The sequence below is a fragment of the Peribacillus sp. P4_C12 genome, from assembly GCF_056402095.1.
This window is the reverse complement of sequence record NZ_JBFUIB010000030.1, coordinates 12,786-30,659: the sequence shown is the minus strand read 5'-3', so window position 1 is coordinate 30,659 and position 17,874 is coordinate 12,786. Positions and strand designations below refer to the sequence as shown.

Sequence of the window (17,874 nt, the reverse complement as noted above, 5' to 3'; positions counted from 1 at the left end):
AACTACGTCAGACTTAAACTGAACCGCCGTATACCGAACGGTATGTACGGTGGTGTGAGAGGTCGGAGGCTAGGCGCCTCCTCCTACTCGATTATGAACGTATCAAATAGTTGATGCAGCTATAACCGAATTGCAAATGATGATTTCGGTTTACTTTTAGGTATTGAGGAGAACAATCAGTTAAAGCTTTGATCATTTTCAATACTTCGTATAGAACTAACATACCCATAAGTTAAGTAAGAAAGGATTTAATTAACTCCATTTTTAGAATCCCATACAACTTGTGCTTTTCTTATTTCCACGATTTGTCCGATATGATATGCATTATGAATATTTATATTTGCAATAACTGACGACCAAGGTGCATCAGATTCCTTATATGCAGCACTATGAAATTTTTCTTCATCGCAGTCTTTAATAGCATCAGCCCAATCAGACATTACTCTAAGTAACTGCAATACTACGGATTGCCATTCTTCATTTGTTTCATTCGGATTCGTACTATCAAACGTAGCGTTATTGTTGACTTCTTCTTGGGAAAGTGGAAGACCTTTGAATCGGTTCAGATACCGTTCATTCCAAAAAATTAAATGGTTAACTATCTGCCAGATGGAATTGCTGTCCCCTGTTTTCCAAGAAGCTTGTTCTGCTGAGAGTCCATCTATTGCGATGTTAAGAGGTACAAACCAGTTCTTTTGTTCATAACAAGCACCCATTTGTTCTAATAATACAGCTTTTAGATTCATTCTAAAGCCCCCTTGAAGTAAATGGTTATTATTAATTATTTTAATAAATAGCCCTACAATTCTTTATTTCGTTATACTGGTCCGTTACTTCAACAAGCTTACCTGGATAGTTCCATACAAAAAAGAGCTGCCGAAGCAACCTCCATTATTGAGGTTAAGCACCCGTTAGCTAAATTTCTCAGAAATTCAACATTTTCTAAGAATAAATAATATTATAAGTTGGTTTTACTACTCCGTTCGTATATTGTTTCATATCAACTAATTCCAAGGTCAAACGAGGTTTAACACTGCCGAATAGAGGAATACCTTCACCAATCATTACTGGATTGACCTTTAACACTAATTGATCAATGAGTTTATGCTTGATTAACGTACCACCTAGTTGGCCACCTCCGCATAGCCACAACTTACCGGATTCTGTAATTTTGAGATTGTGTATATAATCTACTGCGTTGCCTTTTATTAGTTCCACTTCATCGTTAGATTCAAACTGTATGGTGTTTGAGAAAATATAATGCTTCAATCCCTTATAAGCACTAGGTTCGCCCGGCTTAAGACCAAATTGAAAGCCGTATTCGTACGTTTTTCCACCCATTAAGACCGCATCATATTGCTGTATATCGGATATGAAATCTGTAACGTGCTCTCCTTCGGATAAAAAGATTGAATCGTCAGCTACCCCATTTAAATCTGCAATAAAGTTGTCAAGTGTAGTTGCAACATGATAAATCAATTTTGCCATTCAGACATCCCTCCATGAAAACAAACTTCCTTATTAATTCTATAAAATAGTTTAATTTCCTTTAATTGTTATTATGCTAATCTGGTACCGTTAATCCTTCATTATCAAAACATGCTCTAAAATATTCAATTGAATTATTCATATTATATGAAGACACGTTTTAATCATTTTTCTATCATTTAAAGGTGTTTTCTGCTAGTAGAATAAAACAGCCTGCTCCAAATTGGAAGCAGGCTGTTTTGCGGAAATGTGATTAATGTGATCTGGCTAACTCTGGATTGCGGTGCATCGCGGCATAAAGGACAAGTCCGGCGATGAGAAGCAAGGTGCTGGTCGTGATGAAAACAGCTGAGAATCCATAGAAGCCAGCGACCATTCCGCCCATAGCAGGTCCGATGATATTGCCTAAAAAGCGTAGACTCGTATTGTAACCAAGTACTTCCCCCTGCATTGCAACGGGCGCTTCTTGGCGAATGTAGGCAATTCTTACAGGGATGATGCCACCTATGGCCATGCCTAGTATGAAACGTACAAAAACAAGCTGCCAAAAATGATTAATAAAGGCACCAGGCAAGTAGACAAGTGCAGTCAGAAAAAGGAGCAGCACAAGAATCTTCACATGTCCATGCCGATCACCTATCTTGCCCCAGTGCCGTGCCATCAATAAATTCCCAAGGCCTGCTGCAGAAAAGGCGATACCTGAATAAAATCCAAGATTGGAAGTTCCATGCAACTCGCCAACGTATAAAGAAAGAATAGGCTGGATGCTAAAGTGGGCAACTTGAACAAGTGTCGAAATGAGCATGACATTCACTAGGATGGGATTCCGTAAGATATGCGAGAGAACCTCCCTGCTTGTATAGCTCGTCTTTGTTCCTTTTTGTCGTTCCACTTGGTATTCTCTGGTCGCAAAAACGAGAAGTCCAGATATGAAAATCGTAATAGAGGTGAATTTAAAGGCTGTTGAATAGCCGAGAGTGTCAGCAAGTATGCCGCCAATCAATGGCCCGAAGAGTGAGCCAGTTATATTCCCTGTTTGCAATGTTCCTAAAACGCGTCCGGCTATTTCCTTCGGTGTCTGGGTAGAAATGAAGGCCTGCGACATAGAAATGAAGCCAGTGAATATTCCCATGAACATTCTTAAGAGGAATAACTGCCATACATTTTGAACAAAGCCCATTAAGAAAATAGACAACCCCATTCCAAAAGCACAGGCAATCAAGATTTTCTTTCTCCCGTACCTGTCTCCAATCCGCCCCCAAATAGGTGAAAATAAAAAGGCAGTCACAAAAGTAATTCCAAATGTCCATCCGGACCAATGCTGGATATATTGAGTAGAATAATTGCCGAATGTACCAATGTATAAAGATATGAATGGAAGAACCATTGTCATGCTTCCACCAATGAAGAAGTTGGCGAACCACATAATGAATAAATTCCGTTTAGCTAATTTATGATCATTCATTTACAAGCAACACTTCTTTCCTCCGAAATAAACTTCGGGTTCCTAAATAATAGTATACAGAAGTATACTAATTTATTAAACGAATTTGATTTTGGATGAGTTTTTGGGATACATGGTTGTAAGAGTTTGAAAAACCTGTTTTTTAATGAATGCACCAATGATATAATGAGAAAATATTGATTTTTCAGAAAAATAAGAAAAATGAAAGGGGTCTGTAGATCGCATTAAAAAGAAGTACGTTTACTTTTCAAATTAAAGGAGATTTTCACATGTTATCAATTCTAGGGTTTTGCATGATTTTAACGTTTCTTGTCTTAGTCATCACAAAGCGTCTATCCGTAGTTGTCGCTTTCATCTTCACTGCTATAGCTTTTGGCTTGATTGGTGGGTTTGCTTCCGAAATGGGAGAAATGATGGTGGCAGGTATTTTAAAGGTAACACCAACAGCAGTCATGATTGTTTTTGCTATTTTATATTTTGGTTTGATGATTGACGTTGGTTTATTTGAACCTATGATCGCAAAAATACTGAGTTTTGTAAAAGGCGACCCGCTAAAAATTGTCATGGCTACTGCCATTATAACGATGTTAGTAGGTTTAGATGGAGACGGTTCTTCCACATTTATGATCACCGTTTCAGCAATGCTACCGCTTTATATGAAGTTAGGGATGAACAGGCTTGTATTGGCCAGTGTCGTTGGTTTAGCTGCAGGTGTCATGAATATTATTCCTTGGGGAGGTCCGTTAGTAAGAGCGGCCGCCAGTCTTCAAGTGGAAGTATCAGATTTATTCATCCCGCTTATACCTGTTATGATTTGCGGTCTGTTATGGACACTGTTTGCGGCTTATATACTTGGCAAAAGAGAGAGAGAGAGATTAGGTGTTAGTCCGATGGAGACAGCTATGCCTCCTGGAATGAGCGAGCAAGCTGCGGCTGTTGAAGCTTCTAATGGAACATCCAAGTTATTTTGGTTTAATTGGTTCTTAACAATTTTACTTATGGTGTTGTTGGTGATGGAAGTGCTGCCGATACAAATCTTATTTGCTGCTGCTTTTGCGATAGCTTTATTTGTTAACTTTCCAAATCCACAAGAACAGCAGGAAAGAATTCTAAGTCATGCCAATAGTTTTGTCATGATTTGTACATTAATTTTCGCGGCCGGAATTTTTACGGGTGTATTCACGGAAACAAAAATGATGGATTCGATGGCAGCTTCTATCGTAACGGTTATTCCAGATTGGCTTGGTGCACATTTACCTTTAGTGGTAGCGCTTACGAGCATTCCGATGGGCTTCATTTTTTCACCTGATGCCTACTACTTTGGAATTCTTCCTATTATAAGTGAAACAGCATCGAACTTTGGAATTACTCCTGTAGAAATAGGAAGGGCAGCCTTGTTAGGTCATTCAACAACAGGATTTCCCTTATCCCCATTGGTACCTGCGACATTCATTTTGATTGGCCTTGTCGGTGTGGATTTTGGAGACCATCAAAAATTCCTATTTAAATGGGCGTTTGGGACAACAATCGTCATGACGATAGCGGCCATTACTTTCGGCGTTATCTCATTATAAAGTGTGAGTCTAATAAGCTATATAAAAAAATGTTGACTGTGAAATTAGTAAGGTGTTTCCTCTCACTAGTGTAATCTATTTTCCTATTTATTCCGCTTTCTGTTTATATAGTGGAAAGTATTAAGTAGAATATACATAACAGAGAGAGAGGGAATTTATCATGAACTATAAACAAAAACTTATGCTGCCTATATGTGCTGCCTTTTTACTGTATGGATGTAATTCAGAGGATAATTCAAATGGTGCAGACAGAAATGCTGAAGATACAAAAACAGTGAGTCAAGATTCTCCAACGGAGGTAGATCCGCAGGTGAAGGCAGAAGTCAAAGATGTAGAGGGTAAAACATTAGGTACTGTCAACTTTTCCGCGGAAGAGAATTCTGTAGTAATTGAGACCACTTTGAAAGGCCTTGAGCCAGGGTATCATGGATTCCATGTCCACGAAAACGCAGCATGTGACGCAGATGCTAAGGAAGGTCCTTTCACTACAGCAGGAGGACACTACAATCCAACTGAAGAAACACACTCCAGTCATGCAGGTGATATGCCCCCTCTTTATGTAAAAGCAGATGGGACTGCAAAATATACGGCAACATTAGATAGCATAACGGTAGACCAACTCAAGAAAGAAGAGTTAGCTGTCATCGTTCATGCAAACCCGGACAATTTTGCTAATATCCCTGACCGTTATGGAGCTAATGGAAAAAAGGGACCAGATGAAGATACCTTGAAAACAGGTGATGCAGGTGACAGACAAGCTTGTGGAATTGTTGTAATTGAAGAGGAAAAATAAGTAAGAGTATGAGCGATTCTTCTAAGGAGGAATCGCTTTTTACATGAAGATAAAACTAAGAGAGATGATAATTAGTAAGAATAGATGCACCCAGACAAAAGATTTAATGATAAGCACAGCCCAAATGTTCCTTCGTAAGCCAAAGTATAGAATGGTACAGAAAAATAATAAACTGATACTTCCACGAAGAATCGGGTAACTTGAATTAGTATCCACCAAAAATAGAAAGACATTGACTAACGCTGTTATGATAAATAAAAAGATGTAGGCCTTAAATATCCTTTCTTTTCGTTGAAATTCATTTTGAAATTGGTACATCGGGTTATCCTCCATTTTAATCCTTTTATTAAAATATAACACACACGAAGTTTACGTTTCCCCACTGGATTCTACAAGTCTTCCTGAAACAAGAATCATCCATTAAATCTAAATAGGAGTCATCAAGGGAATCAATTCTATCAAATTCTATTGCAAGGTGATTCAATATGAAGTGAATTTTAAGAATATTCAAAATTCAAAATAGCTCGAAAAGATATATTATCTAGCTTTTCTCTATAAAACCCATTATATTGAGAAACAAATACGAGCATTTGGTTGAGTTTTTGAAGTTGAGTATCAGACAAGTTAGTATGTTATCCGGGTTGCTGTTGACTTGCTACCATGAAAAATTCCTCCTTTTAGTTTTCACTATATTTACAGCGCTAACATTAATTGATTATAAAATTATGATAATTCTTTCTATAGTTCTAGGATAGTCCTTGATTCCTCTATATTAAAAAATCCTAAACAATATTAAAAGTTTATGAAAAAACGAAAACTGAACTATAACAAAAAGTCTTTTTTGCTGTTCTTGATCTAAATTATTATTTTTGATTTTTAAAAAGGTTTTTTCTATTTAGATATAGAAGTAAGATTAGATATAGAAGTACAAGAAGAGATTGCATTTTCGGATAGTTAGTTTAGAAGTTTATTGAATGCCAAAGCAGTAGGGGGAATTTCAAGATGTAGATTTACATCTTGAAAAAAATTTATGAGGATTAAATAGGAGGATAAAAAAACCCGAATAGGGACAATCATCCACTGATTCGGGTCTGCTTGATTATTCAGCCGTAACGGCTTCTTCAATTTGCTGTAGTCTTTCTGCTACTTCTTCTTTAGATAAGTTATGCTCAACTACATAGCGGTTACGCGGATGCACCCGGCATTCGTGAGTACAGCTGCGCATATGTTTGTGTTCGTTTTCTTCACTGCAAAGGATTTTTTTGTTGCACTCAGGGTTAGCGCAATTAACATAGCGTTCACATGGTTCGCCAGAGAAAATATCGCGACCGACAATGACATGTTCTTTTTGATTGATCGGAACAGCAATTCTTTCATCGAATACATACATTTGACCATCCCAAAGGTCGCCTTGAACTTCCGGGTCTTTCCCGTAGGTTGCGATGCCGCCGTGAAGCTGACTAACATCCTCAAAGCCTTCTTTGACAAGCCAACCGGAGAATTTCTCGCAGCGGATTCCACCTGTGCAATACGTAAGGATTTTTTTACCTTCAAACATCTGCTTGTTTTCTCGAACCCAATCTGGAAGGTCACGGAAATTTGTGATATCTGGCTTGACTGCGCCTCTGAAATGACCTATTTCATATTCGTAGTCATTTCTGGCATCAAGGACGACTGTATTTTCATCTTGCATTTGCTCGAAAAATTCCTTCGGGCTCAAGTAGTTGCCTGTTGTCTGATTAGGATTGATGTCATCTTCCAATCGAAGCGTGACAAGTTCGTTTTTAGGACGAACATGCATTTTTTTGAAGGCATGGCCATCTGCTTCATCTATTTTAAACACGATATCAGCAAAGCGGGAATCGCTTCTCATCATGTCCATATATTGGTTTGTTTGTTCAATCGTACCTGAAACAGTTCCGTTGATTCCTTCTGCTGCCACTAGGATTCGGCCTTTTAATTCAAGCTCTTTACAGGCCGCAAGATGCTCGGCTGCGAATTCCTCGTGGTTCTCGATTGGTACATATAAATAGTACAGTAAAACTCTATAGGGCTTTGTTTCCATTTTTGATTTACCACCTATGTTTTATATTTGCAAGATATAAAGGGTGATCATTAAGACACTTTTCTCTTACAGACAATCATTATACCAAGAAAACGTAAAAATGATAAGAGCATGAAGAAAAATGAAAAGGAGTTGTATCGAATGTTCAAAGATTTAGTGGTATATCCTATCATTCAAGCACCGATGGCAGGAGGCGCTTCCACTCCAAAGCTTGCGGCTGCGGTATCTAATGCAGGGGGATTAGGCTTTCTCGCGGCTGGCTATAAGACGGCGGAAGCCATGAAAAAAGAAATAGAGGAGACCCGACAATTGACGGATCACCCATTTGGGGTGAATGTCTTTGTGCCAAATCAAGAGGTTGCTGACGAAGAGATACTATCTGCCTATCGTGAAAAAATAGAAAAAGAGGCAGAGAGTGTAGGGGTTTTGATTGGGGAAGGAATCAGTGATGATGATGATTGGGTAAATAAATTAGCCGTATTAAAAGAGTTGCGTGTAGCTGTTGTTAGTTTTACGTTTGGATGCCCTAAGACAGATGTAATTAGGGAGCTCCAAAGMGTAGGTTCCACTATTGTCGTAACAGTAACCAACCTTCATGAAGCAAAAACGGCGGCTGGGGCAGGTGCGGATGTTCTATGTGTACAAGGTATTGAAGCAGGGGGGCATCGAGCCAGTTTTGAAAACCGTATAGAAGAAGATTATGGTCTTTTAGTGCTAATACGAATGATTAAAAATGAACTGGAGTTACCGATTATTGCGGCAGGCGGGCTGATGCACGGAATGGATATCGCTGCCGTCCTTTCAGCAGGGGCGACATCGGCACAGTTGGGTACTGCTTTTCTTCGCTGCCCCGAGAGTGGTGCAAGTCCCGTTCATAAGGCAGCTCTTAATGATGCGCGTTTTACTCAAACGGCGGTTACTCGAGCCTTCAGTGGACGCCGGGCACGCGGTTTGGTGAATCATTTTTTAACTGAGTATGATAATGATGCACCGGCGGCCTATCCGTATGTTCATCATATGACCAAGCAAATGCGAAAAGCAGCAGGACAAAAAAACAATCCTGAATTGATGGCTTTATGGGCAGGACAGGGATATAAACTGAGTAGGGAACTTCCAGCATCTGAATTGATATCCATGCTTGTTGAGGAACTAAAAGGAGAGCACTAATGGAGATAAGAAAATTATATCCAGATGAGTTACCTCCCATGCATTTGTTGCTATTAGCCGACCCTTCAAGGGATTTGGTCGATGCATACTTGGAAAAAGGGATGTGCTTTGTAGCTGAAATAGATGAGCAGATAATCGGAGTGTATGTTTTGTTAGAAATTAGACCTGAACTAATAGAGATAGTCAACATCGCAGTGGTAGAACAACTTCACGGAAGAGGGATTGGAAAACAACTAGTCATGCATGCTGTTCACTATGCTAAGTCACAAGGTTACAAAACTATTGAGATTGGTACTGGGAATTCAGGGATAGGGCAGCTTGCCCTTTATCAAAAATGTGGTTTTAGAATCACTGGGGTCGATCGTGATTTTTTTATTATGAACTATCCAGAGGCTATTTATGAAAATGGAATTCAATGTCTGGATATGATTCGTTTATCACAAAGTATTTGAAGGAACCCGGAGACTTTCTAACGATCATTAAATTGTACTGATAAACTTTACAGACAACAGTGCGGGTTGACGCAGGGATGGAAAACTGGTGGGAATGATTGGCCTCCATTTCATCGGGTGAAAGACTGCACTTGCTTAGGGGGAAGGAATGTGTTCTTTGGAGATATGATTTATCTTCTTTTTGCTTTACTAATGCCGTTTTTATTTGCGATTGTCGTGTTCATATTCATTCGATCAACGAAAAAGCAAAAGGATTCGTTACCGAAAATCCAGGGAAATCATAAAGAGTCATCTGAAAAATAGCAACAAGAGAAAAAGAGTGTACAAAAAGAGAGGCACTCTTTTTCTCCATCTTCACCTTTCCAAAAAAACTTCCAAATTCTTTTTCACACTAGGCCATTCGTGCTCGAGAATGCTGAAAACCACCGTATTCCTTATCCTTCCATCTTTCAATTTCTTCTCCATCCGTAAAATACCTTCTTCAACGGCGCCGAGCCGGGTTATCGCTGCACGCGATCTTATGTTCAATTCGTCAGTCCTAAATTCAACTCGATTCATTCGCAACTTTTCAAAGGCATGCTGTAAAAGGAGGTACTTACATTCTGTGTTAACGGCTGTCCGCCATTTGGTGGGGTGATACCAAGTTGAACCGATTTCTAGCGTCTGATTGTCAAATTGAATATTTCTTAGGCTAGTGCTGCCGATAATCGAATCATTAGCGTGATCGATAACGACAAATGGATAATGCAGTCCTTTTTCCCTTGTTCGAATCCCTTCCTTTACATAGGACACAGCCTCTTCATATGACAAAATCTTTGTGGCGCTCCATTCCCAAATTTCAGATGGCAGGGAAGCAGCATAAAGCGGTTCGATATGATTTTCCATCATTGGAGTGAGGGTCACATGTTTCCCGATTAGTTCAATGTAATCCATATTTTTCCTCCTGTTGGTTGATATCTCAATTATAGAAATATTCTGGTCCTGTAATAAGAACCAAAACTGATATAATTTATAGAACCAGTTTTAAGGGAGGTCCAGATGCTTGAAATCACTCTAATTCTAGAAAAAACAAAAAAAGAGCCGTTATATCTTCAGTTGTATGAATATATTAAGGTGGAAATTCAGAATGGACAAATAAATGCTGGAATTAAATTACCTTCTAAACGAAAGCTTGCCATTCATTTAGGAATAGGCTTGAATACGGTGGATGCAGCTTATCAGCAGTTAATAGCAGAAGGATATGTGGAAAGTCGTTTAAGGAAAGGCTATTACGTAGCTGATTTAGAACGGATACTACCTATAATGGAACAGTTGCCTGTTTCACAGGGAATGATACTCCCTCAACGTGAAACGAGCAAGATAGATTTCAACCATGGACGGGTGGATATAGACTCTTTCCCGCATTCCGTGTGGAAAAAATGTTTAATTAATACGTTGTATCATCAGGAAAGAGAATTGTTTATCAGTGGTGATGCTCAAGGGGAAGTTGGTCTCAGAACGGAGATTGCTGCCTATCTTTTTCAATCAAGAGGAGTTCGCTGTGTTCCTGATCAAATCATAATCGGTGCAGGTACACAGTATTTAATCCATCTACTACGGTTACTTCTTGGAAACGAGCGGATCTTTGGGGTGGAAGACCCTTGCTTTCATCGGGTTAGGGAGGTATTGAGGTTGGAGGGAGCCCATATGACATTCATTCCATTAGATGAAAGTGGAATGAGTGTTGACACTTTGAAAGAGTGTGCTGCGAATGTTGCCTATGTCACTCCTTCCCATCAATTTCCTTCCGGCATGATCATGCCGATAACTAGAAGGGTGGAATTATTGAATTGGGCGGAGAAAAACAACGGCTATATTATTGAAGATGATTATGACGGGGAATTTCGTCATGCAGGCAAACCAATTCCTTCCTTACAAGGATTGGACACAAATGGAAGGGTTATCTACTTAGGTACGTTTTCAAAATCGTTGATTCCAACGATTAGAGTGGGCTATATGGTGTTACCAAAGGAGTTAGCTGTTCTTTATCATGAAAAGTTAAAAGGTTACAAACAGACCGTTTCTAGAATGATTCAAGAAACGCTCTGTCTTTTTATGAAAAATGGACATTGGGAACGCCATCTGAATAAAATGCGTACGATTTATCGTAAAAAGAATAAGGTGTTACTGAATGCAATGGAAGAGAATTTTAATGATCGTGTAACTGTAATCGGTGAAAAGTCAGGATTACACGTTCTGTTAAAAGTAAAAAACAGCAGCACTGAGTCAGAGCTCATTCAAACGGCTGCTAGTGTCGGGGTGAAAGTCCATCCAACTTCGGTTTATCATTCAAAGAAGGTAAAAGAGCCGACTATTTTAATTGGGTATGGTGGTTTAACCGAAAGGGAAATCGAAGAAGGAATCCGACTTTTAAAAAAGGCATGGCTTTAGCTCGTTTTACTCAAAAGAGGTCAATGGAAAAGGCCATGACTATCACATCTTCCACAATAATATAAGGCACCAATTCAGTTCCTTATATTATTGAGGATTTTAAGGACCGTCTGGAAAAATAAGTCCTGCTCTTCTTCAGTAATGCCATCCAGGGCTTTTCCTTCAATCTTTTCTGCAATCTTAAGGCATTTTGTATGTACTTCTTTGCCCTTGGGAGTTAGTTCGATTCGCTTTTCCTGTTCATCTTTTCCAGGGACCTGCTTAATCATAGTATTCTGTTCCATGCTGTTGACTGAACGTGTGATGATAACACTATCTACATCCAAGTAATTACAAATATCGGGGATGGTGGAATATCCACAGTTCTTTAAATAATTCAAGATTGTCCACTGATTATGATAAATTTCAAGGGCTGTAATTTGTTCATTCATTTTACTAACTAATGATCTGGATACTTGTAAATATTGATGAAATAATTGAGTAGGGTTCGTCATATGATTCTCCTTTATAATGGTTGACCAATCCATTATATTCTTTAATTCTTAAAAGTCTATTGTAAAGAATCATTCATTTCAGTCAATGTTTTTTTTTGGAAGCAAGGGGAGGGAAGAGAAGTATTATAGTAAAAGCCTCCCTAAATCATTTTAAATCAATCAAGAAGTAAATAAAAACTGACAGACGAATCCTTATAAAGAATGGCTTTTTTATTTTTCCATGTAAATGTATACCGTTATTTATAGATTGAATATCGATGGACAACAGACTTATTATCAAGACAAAAATAAAATTCCGGTAATAAAAAATGAGAATTGTGGAAATTGAAATGAAAAAACATGATATCTACATCCTGTCGCCAGAAAAGATAGCTGCCAATTGGGGTGACTTACAACATGATTTCTTAAAGAAAAAACCAGCCTTTGATTGGCTGGTTTTTTCTTTAAAATCTTTCGCTGGTGGACCGTTGTTTAGTTTCCTTTTTATTTCGTTCTTCTTCTCGTTCATATTTAATTTCATCAATTGGTAAATCTTCAATGGGCATGACAACTTGGTCACGCTCTAGCTGCTTTTCTTGATTCTCTTTGAATGCCTTAAATTTATTGTTACGCTCTTCAAGAAACTTTTCTTTATCTTTGTTATCCAATGTCAATCCCTCCATTTCTTTGTTTCTCTTTTCCCCTTATTGAGAAAATAAAACGTATAAGCGAAATATATGGGATATTGTCTCATAAATATAAGGAGAAACAAGAAAGTGCTAGGAGGGTTTATTTAGTGAATGTTGCTTTGTTTTTTCGCTGGTTTTGGAGGGGTGTTCTCTTATTAGTTATACTATTTTTAATTCCCTACTCATGGGCATTAATTTTGGCGTTACTAACAGCTATTCTTTTGGATGGATTAGTTCGCCTAATTAGTAAAACATTAATGCTACATCGCCTTTGGGCCGTTTTAATTTCTTTTATTTTGTATGTAGGCGGGCTCATGAGCATCACATATTTTTTGCTTTCAGTTTTAATCAAGAGAGTCATTGTCTATTCGGAGAAATTTCCTGGTTTTATTCGTGAGATGTATCTGACAGCTATTCTGCCGGTTATTAGGCAATGGGAGCAATATTCTCAAACATTGCCGCCAAACCTCATTCAGTCGATTGAAAATACGATGGAAAAAGGGGTCAAAGCGCTTGAAGGGTTTACAAAGGATTTTGTTCAGGATATGGTCCAATTTGTTACACTTGTTCCTGGATTTTTCATTGATTTTTTGATTTATTTAATCGCTTTGTTTTTAATCAGCCTAGAATTACCAAAGCTAAGAAAAAAGGCTTTCCTTTATTTAAAGACGTCCACATATCAAAAAATATCACTAGTTTATCAAGATTTAAGTATGGCAGCAATAGGCTTCATTAAGGCTCAAATCTTGTTAAGTTTATTCACGTTTATCATGGCTTATACGGGACTATGGTTGTTAAATGTGAAATATACGATGTTATTGGCACTACTTATAGTTGTAGTGGATATTCTTCCTATACTGGGGACAGGATCTGTACTTGTTCCTTGGGCCATTATTGTTTGGGCACAAGGAAACCATCATCTTGGAATCGGTCTAATTATCCTATTCTTGGTCATAACTATCATAAGAAGAACAATTGAACCTAAGGTCTATTCAGCGAATATGGGATTAACTCCATTGGCCCCGTTAATCAGTCTTTATTTAGGGTTTAAGATGCTTGGTTTTATTGGGCTTTTCCTGGGGCCGGCAGTCCTTATCGTTTATAACACCTTAAAAAAATCAGGTGTTATCAAGCCTAACTATAAAATTTGAAAGATTGTTAGAGGTTTTTTGCATGATTTCTTAAATTAGACATATCTTTTACCGCTTTTCCTTGTCCGTTGCATTGAGTGCAGTTCCGTGAAAAAAATTGTAGATAGCGGGTTTTCCCTTTCCCTTTGCAGTGCTGGCAAATGGTTATGAGTTTCATAAGTCCTCACTCCTTCATAAAATATAGCTTCTCTAACAGTATGAAACAATAAAGGTTGAACTATACTTAATGTTGTCAATCAAAATAATAAGCTGGGGTTTTCTTATATAATATGTGAGATATTTGTTTGATGTACCTAAATCTAGAGGATAAAGTGTTGAGGGATTAAAATAACCCCCCGCTCATTTAGAGCGGGGGGTTATTTTATCATGAAACAATTTCAGTTTGCGATATTATCGGAAATTCTTTTACTTCGCCCACGACTTTTGCTGGTTTATATATTTCAATATAGCAGATATGGTGGTCTTCCATTTCTTTTATTTTAAAGTGATAGGGACCATAAGTCAGGATATCACCTTGTTTGGCTTCGTAATTCTCAGTAAGAATCCATCCGCCCATGGTATCAATATCTTCATCGTTGATATCCAGTCCCAGTAAATCATTCACTTCACTTACTAATACCTTTGCATCGATAATATAATGATCTTCTTTTAATTTGCGAACATCCGGTACTTCATCCAAATCGAATTCATCTCGAATATCACCAACAATTTCCTCAAGAATATCTTCAACGGTGACCAAACCTGATGTGCCGCCGTATTCATCCATGAGGATAGCCATGTGAATACGTTCTTTTTGCATCTTTAAAAGTAAATCGTGAATCGGAATACTGTCAATGACACGGATAATAGGGCGAACATATCTATTTATCGTTGACGCTGCCTGATTACTTTTATCTATCATTTCAGTGAATAGTTCTTTGATATTCACCATTCCAATAACATGATCTTTATCGCCGTCGATGACAGGATAGCGAGTAAAGTTCTCTTCAGTCATTATGGTGAAAAATTGTTGAATCGTATCATCTTTAGATATCGTAGCAATTTCTGTACGTGGAACCATGATTTCTTTTGCAATTCGATCATCGAATTCAAAAATTTTATTCACATATTTAAACTCTGATTGGTTAATTTCGCCACTTTTGTAGCTTTCGGAAACAATGATACGAAGCTCTTCCTCTGTATGAGCCAAATCATGTTCAGAAACTGCTTTTAATCCGAGCATTTTTGTTAGCGTCCTTGCAGAGCCATTTAGTACCCAGATAAAAGGATACATGACTTTATTGAATGCAATTAAAGGTTTAGCAACAAATAAAGTTACCTGCTCTGCTTTTTGAATCGCCAAAGTTTTCGGTGCCAGTTCTCCAATAACTACATGTATGAAGGTAATAAAAGAAAAGGCAATCGCAACTGAGAGTGCATGTGAAGCGGATTCAGGAAGATTTAATTGATTTAAAAGTKGCCGCAAAATGCGTTCAACTGTCGGTTCTCCAAGTACCCCAAGCCCTAAAGCAGTTATAGTAATTCCGAGCTGGCATGTTGATAAATATTCATCGAGGTTGGATGTGACCTGCCTTGCAGAAACAGCATTTGGCTTGCCTTCTTCAATTAATTGATCGATCCTCGTGCTTCTCACTTTAACAATTGCAAACTCCGTAGCTACAAAAAATGCTGTTAAAGCAATTAAAATGGCGATAAAAACCAAGTTTATTATGTCCAAATAGTCTCCCTTAACTCGCCTTTGAGACGAATAAGGAGTCCACCTCCTACATTTTTAAAATATACAAGTATATTTTTTTTTGCTTGCTAAATACTGTCGGGAGTCACTTAACGAGCTGTAAGTTTTAAGAAAAGCTATATGTGTATCAGCTCGAATTCCCATTTTTAAATGATGAAGAGAATACTAGTGTATGTGATTTGCGATGCGCAGACGGGAAAAAGAAGAATTTCTGCTTGAAGAAGTGCACAAGCTTTTCAAAAGTATGCCCTTGTTCGTCAGGCAAAGCAGCGTCCGTCCGTCAAAACGAACATTCTTTAATATCCCATCCAATCACCTCAGTTTAATAAATTTAAATACTTTCATTATAGAAAGAGTTAATCATTCAGTCAAACAGCTTATGACTCCTTAAATCCGGTATATTCCTTGTAAAGGATCACTTTGATCTACTAATTAGCGATTTTTGACTATTTCCTCTGCTTTACCGCATTTATGATAGAATATTCAGAAAACAAAAGGGCTGTTCTCACAAAAATTGGTTAGTTTCATTATTTTTTAGATTGTATAAACATATTCTATAGAAACTGGACAGGTTTATGCATTATAAAAGGAGGTGGGGTCATGAAGATCATAGAAAAAATGGCAGCGATTATTGCTGGAAGCATGCTTGTAGGGTTGGGAATCAATTTTTTTCTGATACCTTATCATTTATTAGATGGTGGCATGATAGGAATTGGGCTGATTTTTCATTATTATATAGGGCTTCCAACAGGGCTAGGTGTGATTTTGAGTAGYATTCCATTATATATATATGCATGGTATTTTGAAAAAAAACTATTTGTTAACAGCTTGCATGGCTTACTTTTTTCCTCCTTATGTATCGATATTTTTTCCGAGGCAGTCATTGAATGGAATCTTCCTGTTTATGTTAGTGCAATAATTGGAGGAGGATTGATTGGGCTTGGGATTGGACTCATGCTTCGGTATGGAACATCGACAGGTGGAACGGATATGTTGGCTCAAATCCTTTCTAGAAAGAGCGGACTAAATGTTGGATTGTTAATTTTCTTTATTGATGGATGTGTTCTTCTTTTTGGACTAAGTGTGGTCGGTATTTCTATCTTTATTTATTCATTTTTAACGATTATTGCTGTAGCTCTACTGACTTCAGTGACCGTAATGCGGACTGCATGATGAAAAATTGTATAAAAATCTGAAATTAGGGAAGGATGGGCAATATGAAAAGGACAGATTTTGGGTCTAATAAATAGTAAAGGAACGTTATAATGAAAAAACTCTATGTGTGTACTGCGTTGTTATTTATGTTAGCCGGCTGTCAGGAGTCTGAAATGCCGGAGGATAAAGAAGTGAATACTGTTATTCCAGAATCAATGGAAGCATCGGTCGTCATTAAAGGGAAATTGGTTCCTGGCAAAGAAGTAATCCTTGAAACAACAGTAAAACAAGGAAGCAATTTAGTAAATGAAGCTGGTGAGGTTCTGTTTGAAGTAAGAAAGTCGGGACAGGACAAACGGGAAATGCTGGAGGCGAAGAATACAGGAAGTGGTACATATCAAGTGATGCATACGTTTAATGAACAAGGGAAATATTATGTGGTTGCCCATGTAACAGCCAAAGGGCTGCATGTGATGCCGGAAAAAGAAGTTGTCGTTACGGATCATGAAAGTGAAGGCGCATCTGCTCATCCAAGTACGGATGTTTCAATTGATTTTCAAAGTAACCCTGTGAAGGCAGGAAGCAGTTCGAACTTTGAAGCATCTGTAGAATTAAATGGAAAGCCTTTGACAAATGCAGATGTGAATTTTGAGGTGTGGAAAGAAGGTAGCGAAGAAAGCCATTTCACCAAAGCTAAAGAAGAGGAAAAAGGAAATTACCAAAATAAGGTATCTTTTGTTGAACCCGGCACCTATAAAGTTCAGGTACATGTTGAAAAGGACGAAGTACACGAACATCGATTGCAAACAATTCAAGTTAATTGACAAGTGTTAACAGTAACACTGTATGGTTTTTCCATTCAATTCTATAAATAGGTTTTATATATTCGTTAATTGGGAAGTTAAAGGATAATGATACAGCAGAAAGGGAGAGTAAGTATGACTAACGAAATAATCAAGAAGTATAAAAATCTCGGGATTCATATTGAAAAAACGAAATCTCGTCAGGAGATTTTCACTAATGTTTATCAAAATGACTCATCCTTACTCACCACAGCTGTTTTTTCTCAATTTCAACAAAAACGGGATCTAAAAGAATATTAATGCAATGAGACCGGAGATAATTCCAGCTGGTCTTTTTTTTGTGCTTTCGGGAATGAATTCCTTAATGAAGAAGAGAATACTCCATGCAAAAAATCGAATAGAACGTTATGTGCTGCAATAGGATAGAAGGACAA

19 protein-coding genes are annotated in these 17,874 nt (G+C 37.9%); 10 read left to right on the top strand and 9 right to left on the bottom strand.

The annotated features are described in order from the left end of the window. Window positions 1-248: 248 nt before the first annotated feature. The 3 genes from AC1DUW_RS08100 to AC1DUW_RS08090 form a co-directional block, all read right to left on the bottom strand. Window positions 249-746: a DinB family protein gene (locus AC1DUW_RS08100; RefSeq protein ID WP_477642312.1), complete on the bottom strand. Its 498-nt coding sequence runs from the start codon at window positions 744-746 to the stop codon at window positions 249-251. Window positions 747-942: 196 nt separating this feature from the next. Beyond that, complete coding sequence (locus AC1DUW_RS08095; protein ID WP_053344805.1) at window positions 943-1,488, bottom strand: dihydrofolate reductase family protein; 546 nt, start codon at window positions 1,486-1,488, stop codon at window positions 943-945. Between the two features lie 253 nt (window positions 1,489-1,741). Beyond that, window positions 1,742-2,953 (bottom strand): MFS transporter, encoded by a 1,212-nt coding sequence (locus AC1DUW_RS08090; protein WP_053344806.1) that lies wholly within the window; start codon window positions 2,951-2,953, stop codon window positions 1,742-1,744. Window positions 2,954-3,222: 269 nt separating this feature from the next. Here AC1DUW_RS08090 and AC1DUW_RS08085 point away from each other — a divergent pair, with 269 nt between their 5' ends. Together AC1DUW_RS08085 and AC1DUW_RS08080 are read left to right on the top strand one after the other, a co-directional pair. Continuing rightward, window positions 3,223-4,527 carry a CitMHS family transporter gene (locus AC1DUW_RS08085; protein WP_053344807.1) on the top strand — a complete coding sequence of 435 codons (1,305 nt, stop codon included), beginning with the start codon at window positions 3,223-3,225 and terminating at the stop codon, window positions 4,525-4,527. Window positions 4,528-4,687: 160 nt separating this feature from the next. Then, a complete protein-coding gene (locus tag AC1DUW_RS08080; RefSeq protein ID WP_477642311.1) occupies window positions 4,688-5,320 on the top strand; it encodes a superoxide dismutase family protein in 633 nt (210 codons plus the stop codon). A 39-nt stretch (window positions 5,321-5,359) separates the two neighbouring features. On the opposite strand, the gene AC1DUW_RS08075 is transcribed toward AC1DUW_RS08080, so the two are convergent. Together AC1DUW_RS08075 and trhO are read right to left on the bottom strand one after the other, a co-directional pair. Continuing rightward, the gene (locus AC1DUW_RS08075; RefSeq protein ID WP_477642310.1) at window positions 5,360-5,638 is read right to left on the bottom strand and encodes a hypothetical protein; all 279 of its coding nucleotides are present in this window, start codon (window positions 5,636-5,638) and stop codon (window positions 5,360-5,362) included. 781 nt (window positions 5,639-6,419) lie between these two features. After that, complete coding sequence (gene trhO / locus AC1DUW_RS08070) at window positions 6,420-7,385, bottom strand: oxygen-dependent tRNA uridine(34) hydroxylase TrhO (RefSeq protein ID WP_053344815.1); 966 nt, start codon at window positions 7,383-7,385, stop codon at window positions 6,420-6,422. Window positions 7,386-7,526: 141 nt separating this feature from the next. Here trhO and AC1DUW_RS08065 point away from each other — a divergent pair, with 141 nt between their 5' ends. The 3 genes from AC1DUW_RS08065 to AC1DUW_RS08055 all read left to right on the top strand — a co-directional run bounded on the left by AC1DUW_RS08065 (window position 7,527) and on the right by AC1DUW_RS08055 (window position 9,307). Then, the gene (locus AC1DUW_RS08065; protein ID WP_477642309.1) at window positions 7,527-8,552 is read left to right on the top strand and encodes a nitronate monooxygenase; all 1,026 of its coding nucleotides are present in this window, start codon (window positions 7,527-7,529) and stop codon (window positions 8,550-8,552) included. Beyond that, window positions 8,552-9,004: a GNAT family N-acetyltransferase gene (locus AC1DUW_RS08060; protein WP_053344817.1), complete on the top strand. Its 453-nt coding sequence runs from the start codon at window positions 8,552-8,554 to the stop codon at window positions 9,002-9,004. Before AC1DUW_RS08065 ends, AC1DUW_RS08060 begins: the two co-directional genes overlap by 1 nt. Window positions 9,005-9,154: 150 nt before the next feature. Then, complete coding sequence (locus AC1DUW_RS08055; protein WP_157443798.1) at window positions 9,155-9,307, top strand: hypothetical protein; 153 nt, start codon at window positions 9,155-9,157, stop codon at window positions 9,305-9,307. 51 nt (window positions 9,308-9,358) lie between these two features. Here the strand turns inward: AC1DUW_RS08055 and AC1DUW_RS08050 are convergent, their stop codons facing one another. Next, the gene (locus AC1DUW_RS08050; protein WP_053344818.1) at window positions 9,359-9,937 is read right to left on the bottom strand and encodes a GNAT family N-acetyltransferase; all 579 of its coding nucleotides are present in this window, start codon (window positions 9,935-9,937) and stop codon (window positions 9,359-9,361) included. A 105-nt stretch (window positions 9,938-10,042) separates the two neighbouring features. Between AC1DUW_RS08050 and pdxR the strand changes: the two genes are divergently transcribed. Beyond that, window positions 10,043-11,434, top strand: a complete 1,392-nt coding sequence (pdxR, locus tag AC1DUW_RS08045; protein WP_477642308.1) for a MocR-like pyridoxine biosynthesis transcription factor PdxR — start codon at window positions 10,043-10,045, stop codon at window positions 11,432-11,434. 74 nt (window positions 11,435-11,508) lie between these two features. Here pdxR and AC1DUW_RS08040 read toward each other — a convergent pair whose 3' ends face one another. Together AC1DUW_RS08040 and AC1DUW_RS08035 are read right to left on the bottom strand one after the other, a co-directional pair. After that, window positions 11,509-11,928, bottom strand: a complete 420-nt coding sequence (locus tag AC1DUW_RS08040; RefSeq protein ID WP_053344820.1) for a MarR family winged helix-turn-helix transcriptional regulator — start codon at window positions 11,926-11,928, stop codon at window positions 11,509-11,511. 443 nt (window positions 11,929-12,371) lie between these two features. Continuing rightward, a complete protein-coding gene (locus tag AC1DUW_RS08035; RefSeq protein WP_477642307.1) occupies window positions 12,372-12,575 on the bottom strand; it encodes a hypothetical protein in 204 nt (67 codons plus the stop codon). A 128-nt stretch (window positions 12,576-12,703) separates the two neighbouring features. Here AC1DUW_RS08035 and ytvI point away from each other — a divergent pair, with 128 nt between their 5' ends. Then, window positions 12,704-13,747, top strand: a complete 1,044-nt coding sequence (gene ytvI / locus AC1DUW_RS08030) for a sporulation integral membrane protein YtvI (RefSeq protein WP_477642306.1) — start codon at window positions 12,704-12,706, stop codon at window positions 13,745-13,747. A gap of 364 nt (window positions 13,748-14,111) precedes the next feature. Here the strand turns inward: ytvI and AC1DUW_RS08025 are convergent, their stop codons facing one another. After that, window positions 14,112-15,464: a hemolysin family protein gene (locus AC1DUW_RS08025; RefSeq protein ID WP_477642305.1), complete on the bottom strand. Its 1,353-nt coding sequence runs from the start codon at window positions 15,462-15,464 to the stop codon at window positions 14,112-14,114. Between the two features lie 618 nt (window positions 15,465-16,082). On the opposite strand from AC1DUW_RS08025, the gene AC1DUW_RS08020 reads away from it, so the two are divergent. The 3 genes from AC1DUW_RS08020 to AC1DUW_RS08010 all read left to right on the top strand — a co-directional run bounded on the left by AC1DUW_RS08020 (window position 16,083) and on the right by AC1DUW_RS08010 (window position 17,740). After that, window positions 16,083-16,655, top strand: a complete 573-nt coding sequence (locus tag AC1DUW_RS08020) for a YitT family protein (RefSeq protein WP_477642304.1) — start codon at window positions 16,083-16,085, stop codon at window positions 16,653-16,655. A gap of 92 nt (window positions 16,656-16,747) precedes the next feature. Continuing rightward, entirely contained in the window at window positions 16,748-17,461 is a 714-nt protein-coding gene (locus AC1DUW_RS08015; protein ID WP_083450658.1) for a FixH family protein, read from the top strand. Between the two features lie 114 nt (window positions 17,462-17,575). After that, entirely contained in the window at window positions 17,576-17,740 is a 165-nt protein-coding gene (locus AC1DUW_RS08010; RefSeq protein WP_157443799.1) for an Lmo0850 family protein, read from the top strand. The last annotated feature ends 134 nt before the right edge of the window (window positions 17,741-17,874 follow it).

What these genes read in the sequence shown, in the direction of transcription:
- pdxR (WP_477642308.1), top strand. Translation starts at nt 10,043, where the DNA reads ATGCTTGAAATCACTCTAATTCTAGAAAAAACAAAAAAAGAGCCGTTA.
- AC1DUW_RS08085 (WP_053344807.1), top strand. Translation starts at nt 3,223, where the DNA reads ATGTTATCAATTCTAGGGTTTTGCATGATTTTAACGTTTCTTGTCTTA.
- AC1DUW_RS08050 (WP_053344818.1), bottom strand. Translation starts at nt 9,937, where the DNA reads ATGGATTACATTGAACTAATCGGGAAACATGTGACCCTCACTCCAATG.
- AC1DUW_RS08100 (WP_477642312.1), bottom strand. Translation starts at nt 746, where the DNA reads ATGAATCTAAAAGCTGTATTATTAGAACAAATGGGTGCTTGTTATGAA.
- AC1DUW_RS08060 (WP_053344817.1), top strand. Translation starts at nt 8,552, where the DNA reads ATGGAGATAAGAAAATTATATCCAGATGAGTTACCTCCCATGCATTTG.
- AC1DUW_RS08095 (WP_053344805.1), bottom strand. Translation starts at nt 1,488, where the DNA reads ATGGCAAAATTGATTTATCATGTTGCAACTACACTTGACAACTTTATT.
- trhO (WP_053344815.1), bottom strand. Translation starts at nt 7,385, where the DNA reads ATGGAAACAAAGCCCTATAGAGTTTTACTGTACTATTTATATGTACCA.
- AC1DUW_RS08080 (WP_477642311.1), top strand. Translation starts at nt 4,688, where the DNA reads ATGAACTATAAACAAAAACTTATGCTGCCTATATGTGCTGCCTTTTTA.
- AC1DUW_RS08040 (WP_053344820.1), bottom strand. Translation starts at nt 11,928, where the DNA reads ATGACGAACCCTACTCAATTATTTCATCAATATTTACAAGTATCCAGA.
- AC1DUW_RS08010 (WP_157443799.1), top strand. Translation starts at nt 17,576, where the DNA reads ATGACTAACGAAATAATCAAGAAGTATAAAAATCTCGGGATTCATATT.
- AC1DUW_RS08075 (WP_477642310.1), bottom strand. Translation starts at nt 5,638, where the DNA reads ATGTACCAATTTCAAAATGAATTTCAACGAAAAGAAAGGATATTTAAG.
- AC1DUW_RS08090 (WP_053344806.1), bottom strand. Translation starts at nt 2,953, where the DNA reads ATGAATGATCATAAATTAGCTAAACGGAATTTATTCATTATGTGGTTC.
- AC1DUW_RS08015 (WP_083450658.1), top strand. Translation starts at nt 16,748, where the DNA reads ATGAAAAAACTCTATGTGTGTACTGCGTTGTTATTTATGTTAGCCGGC.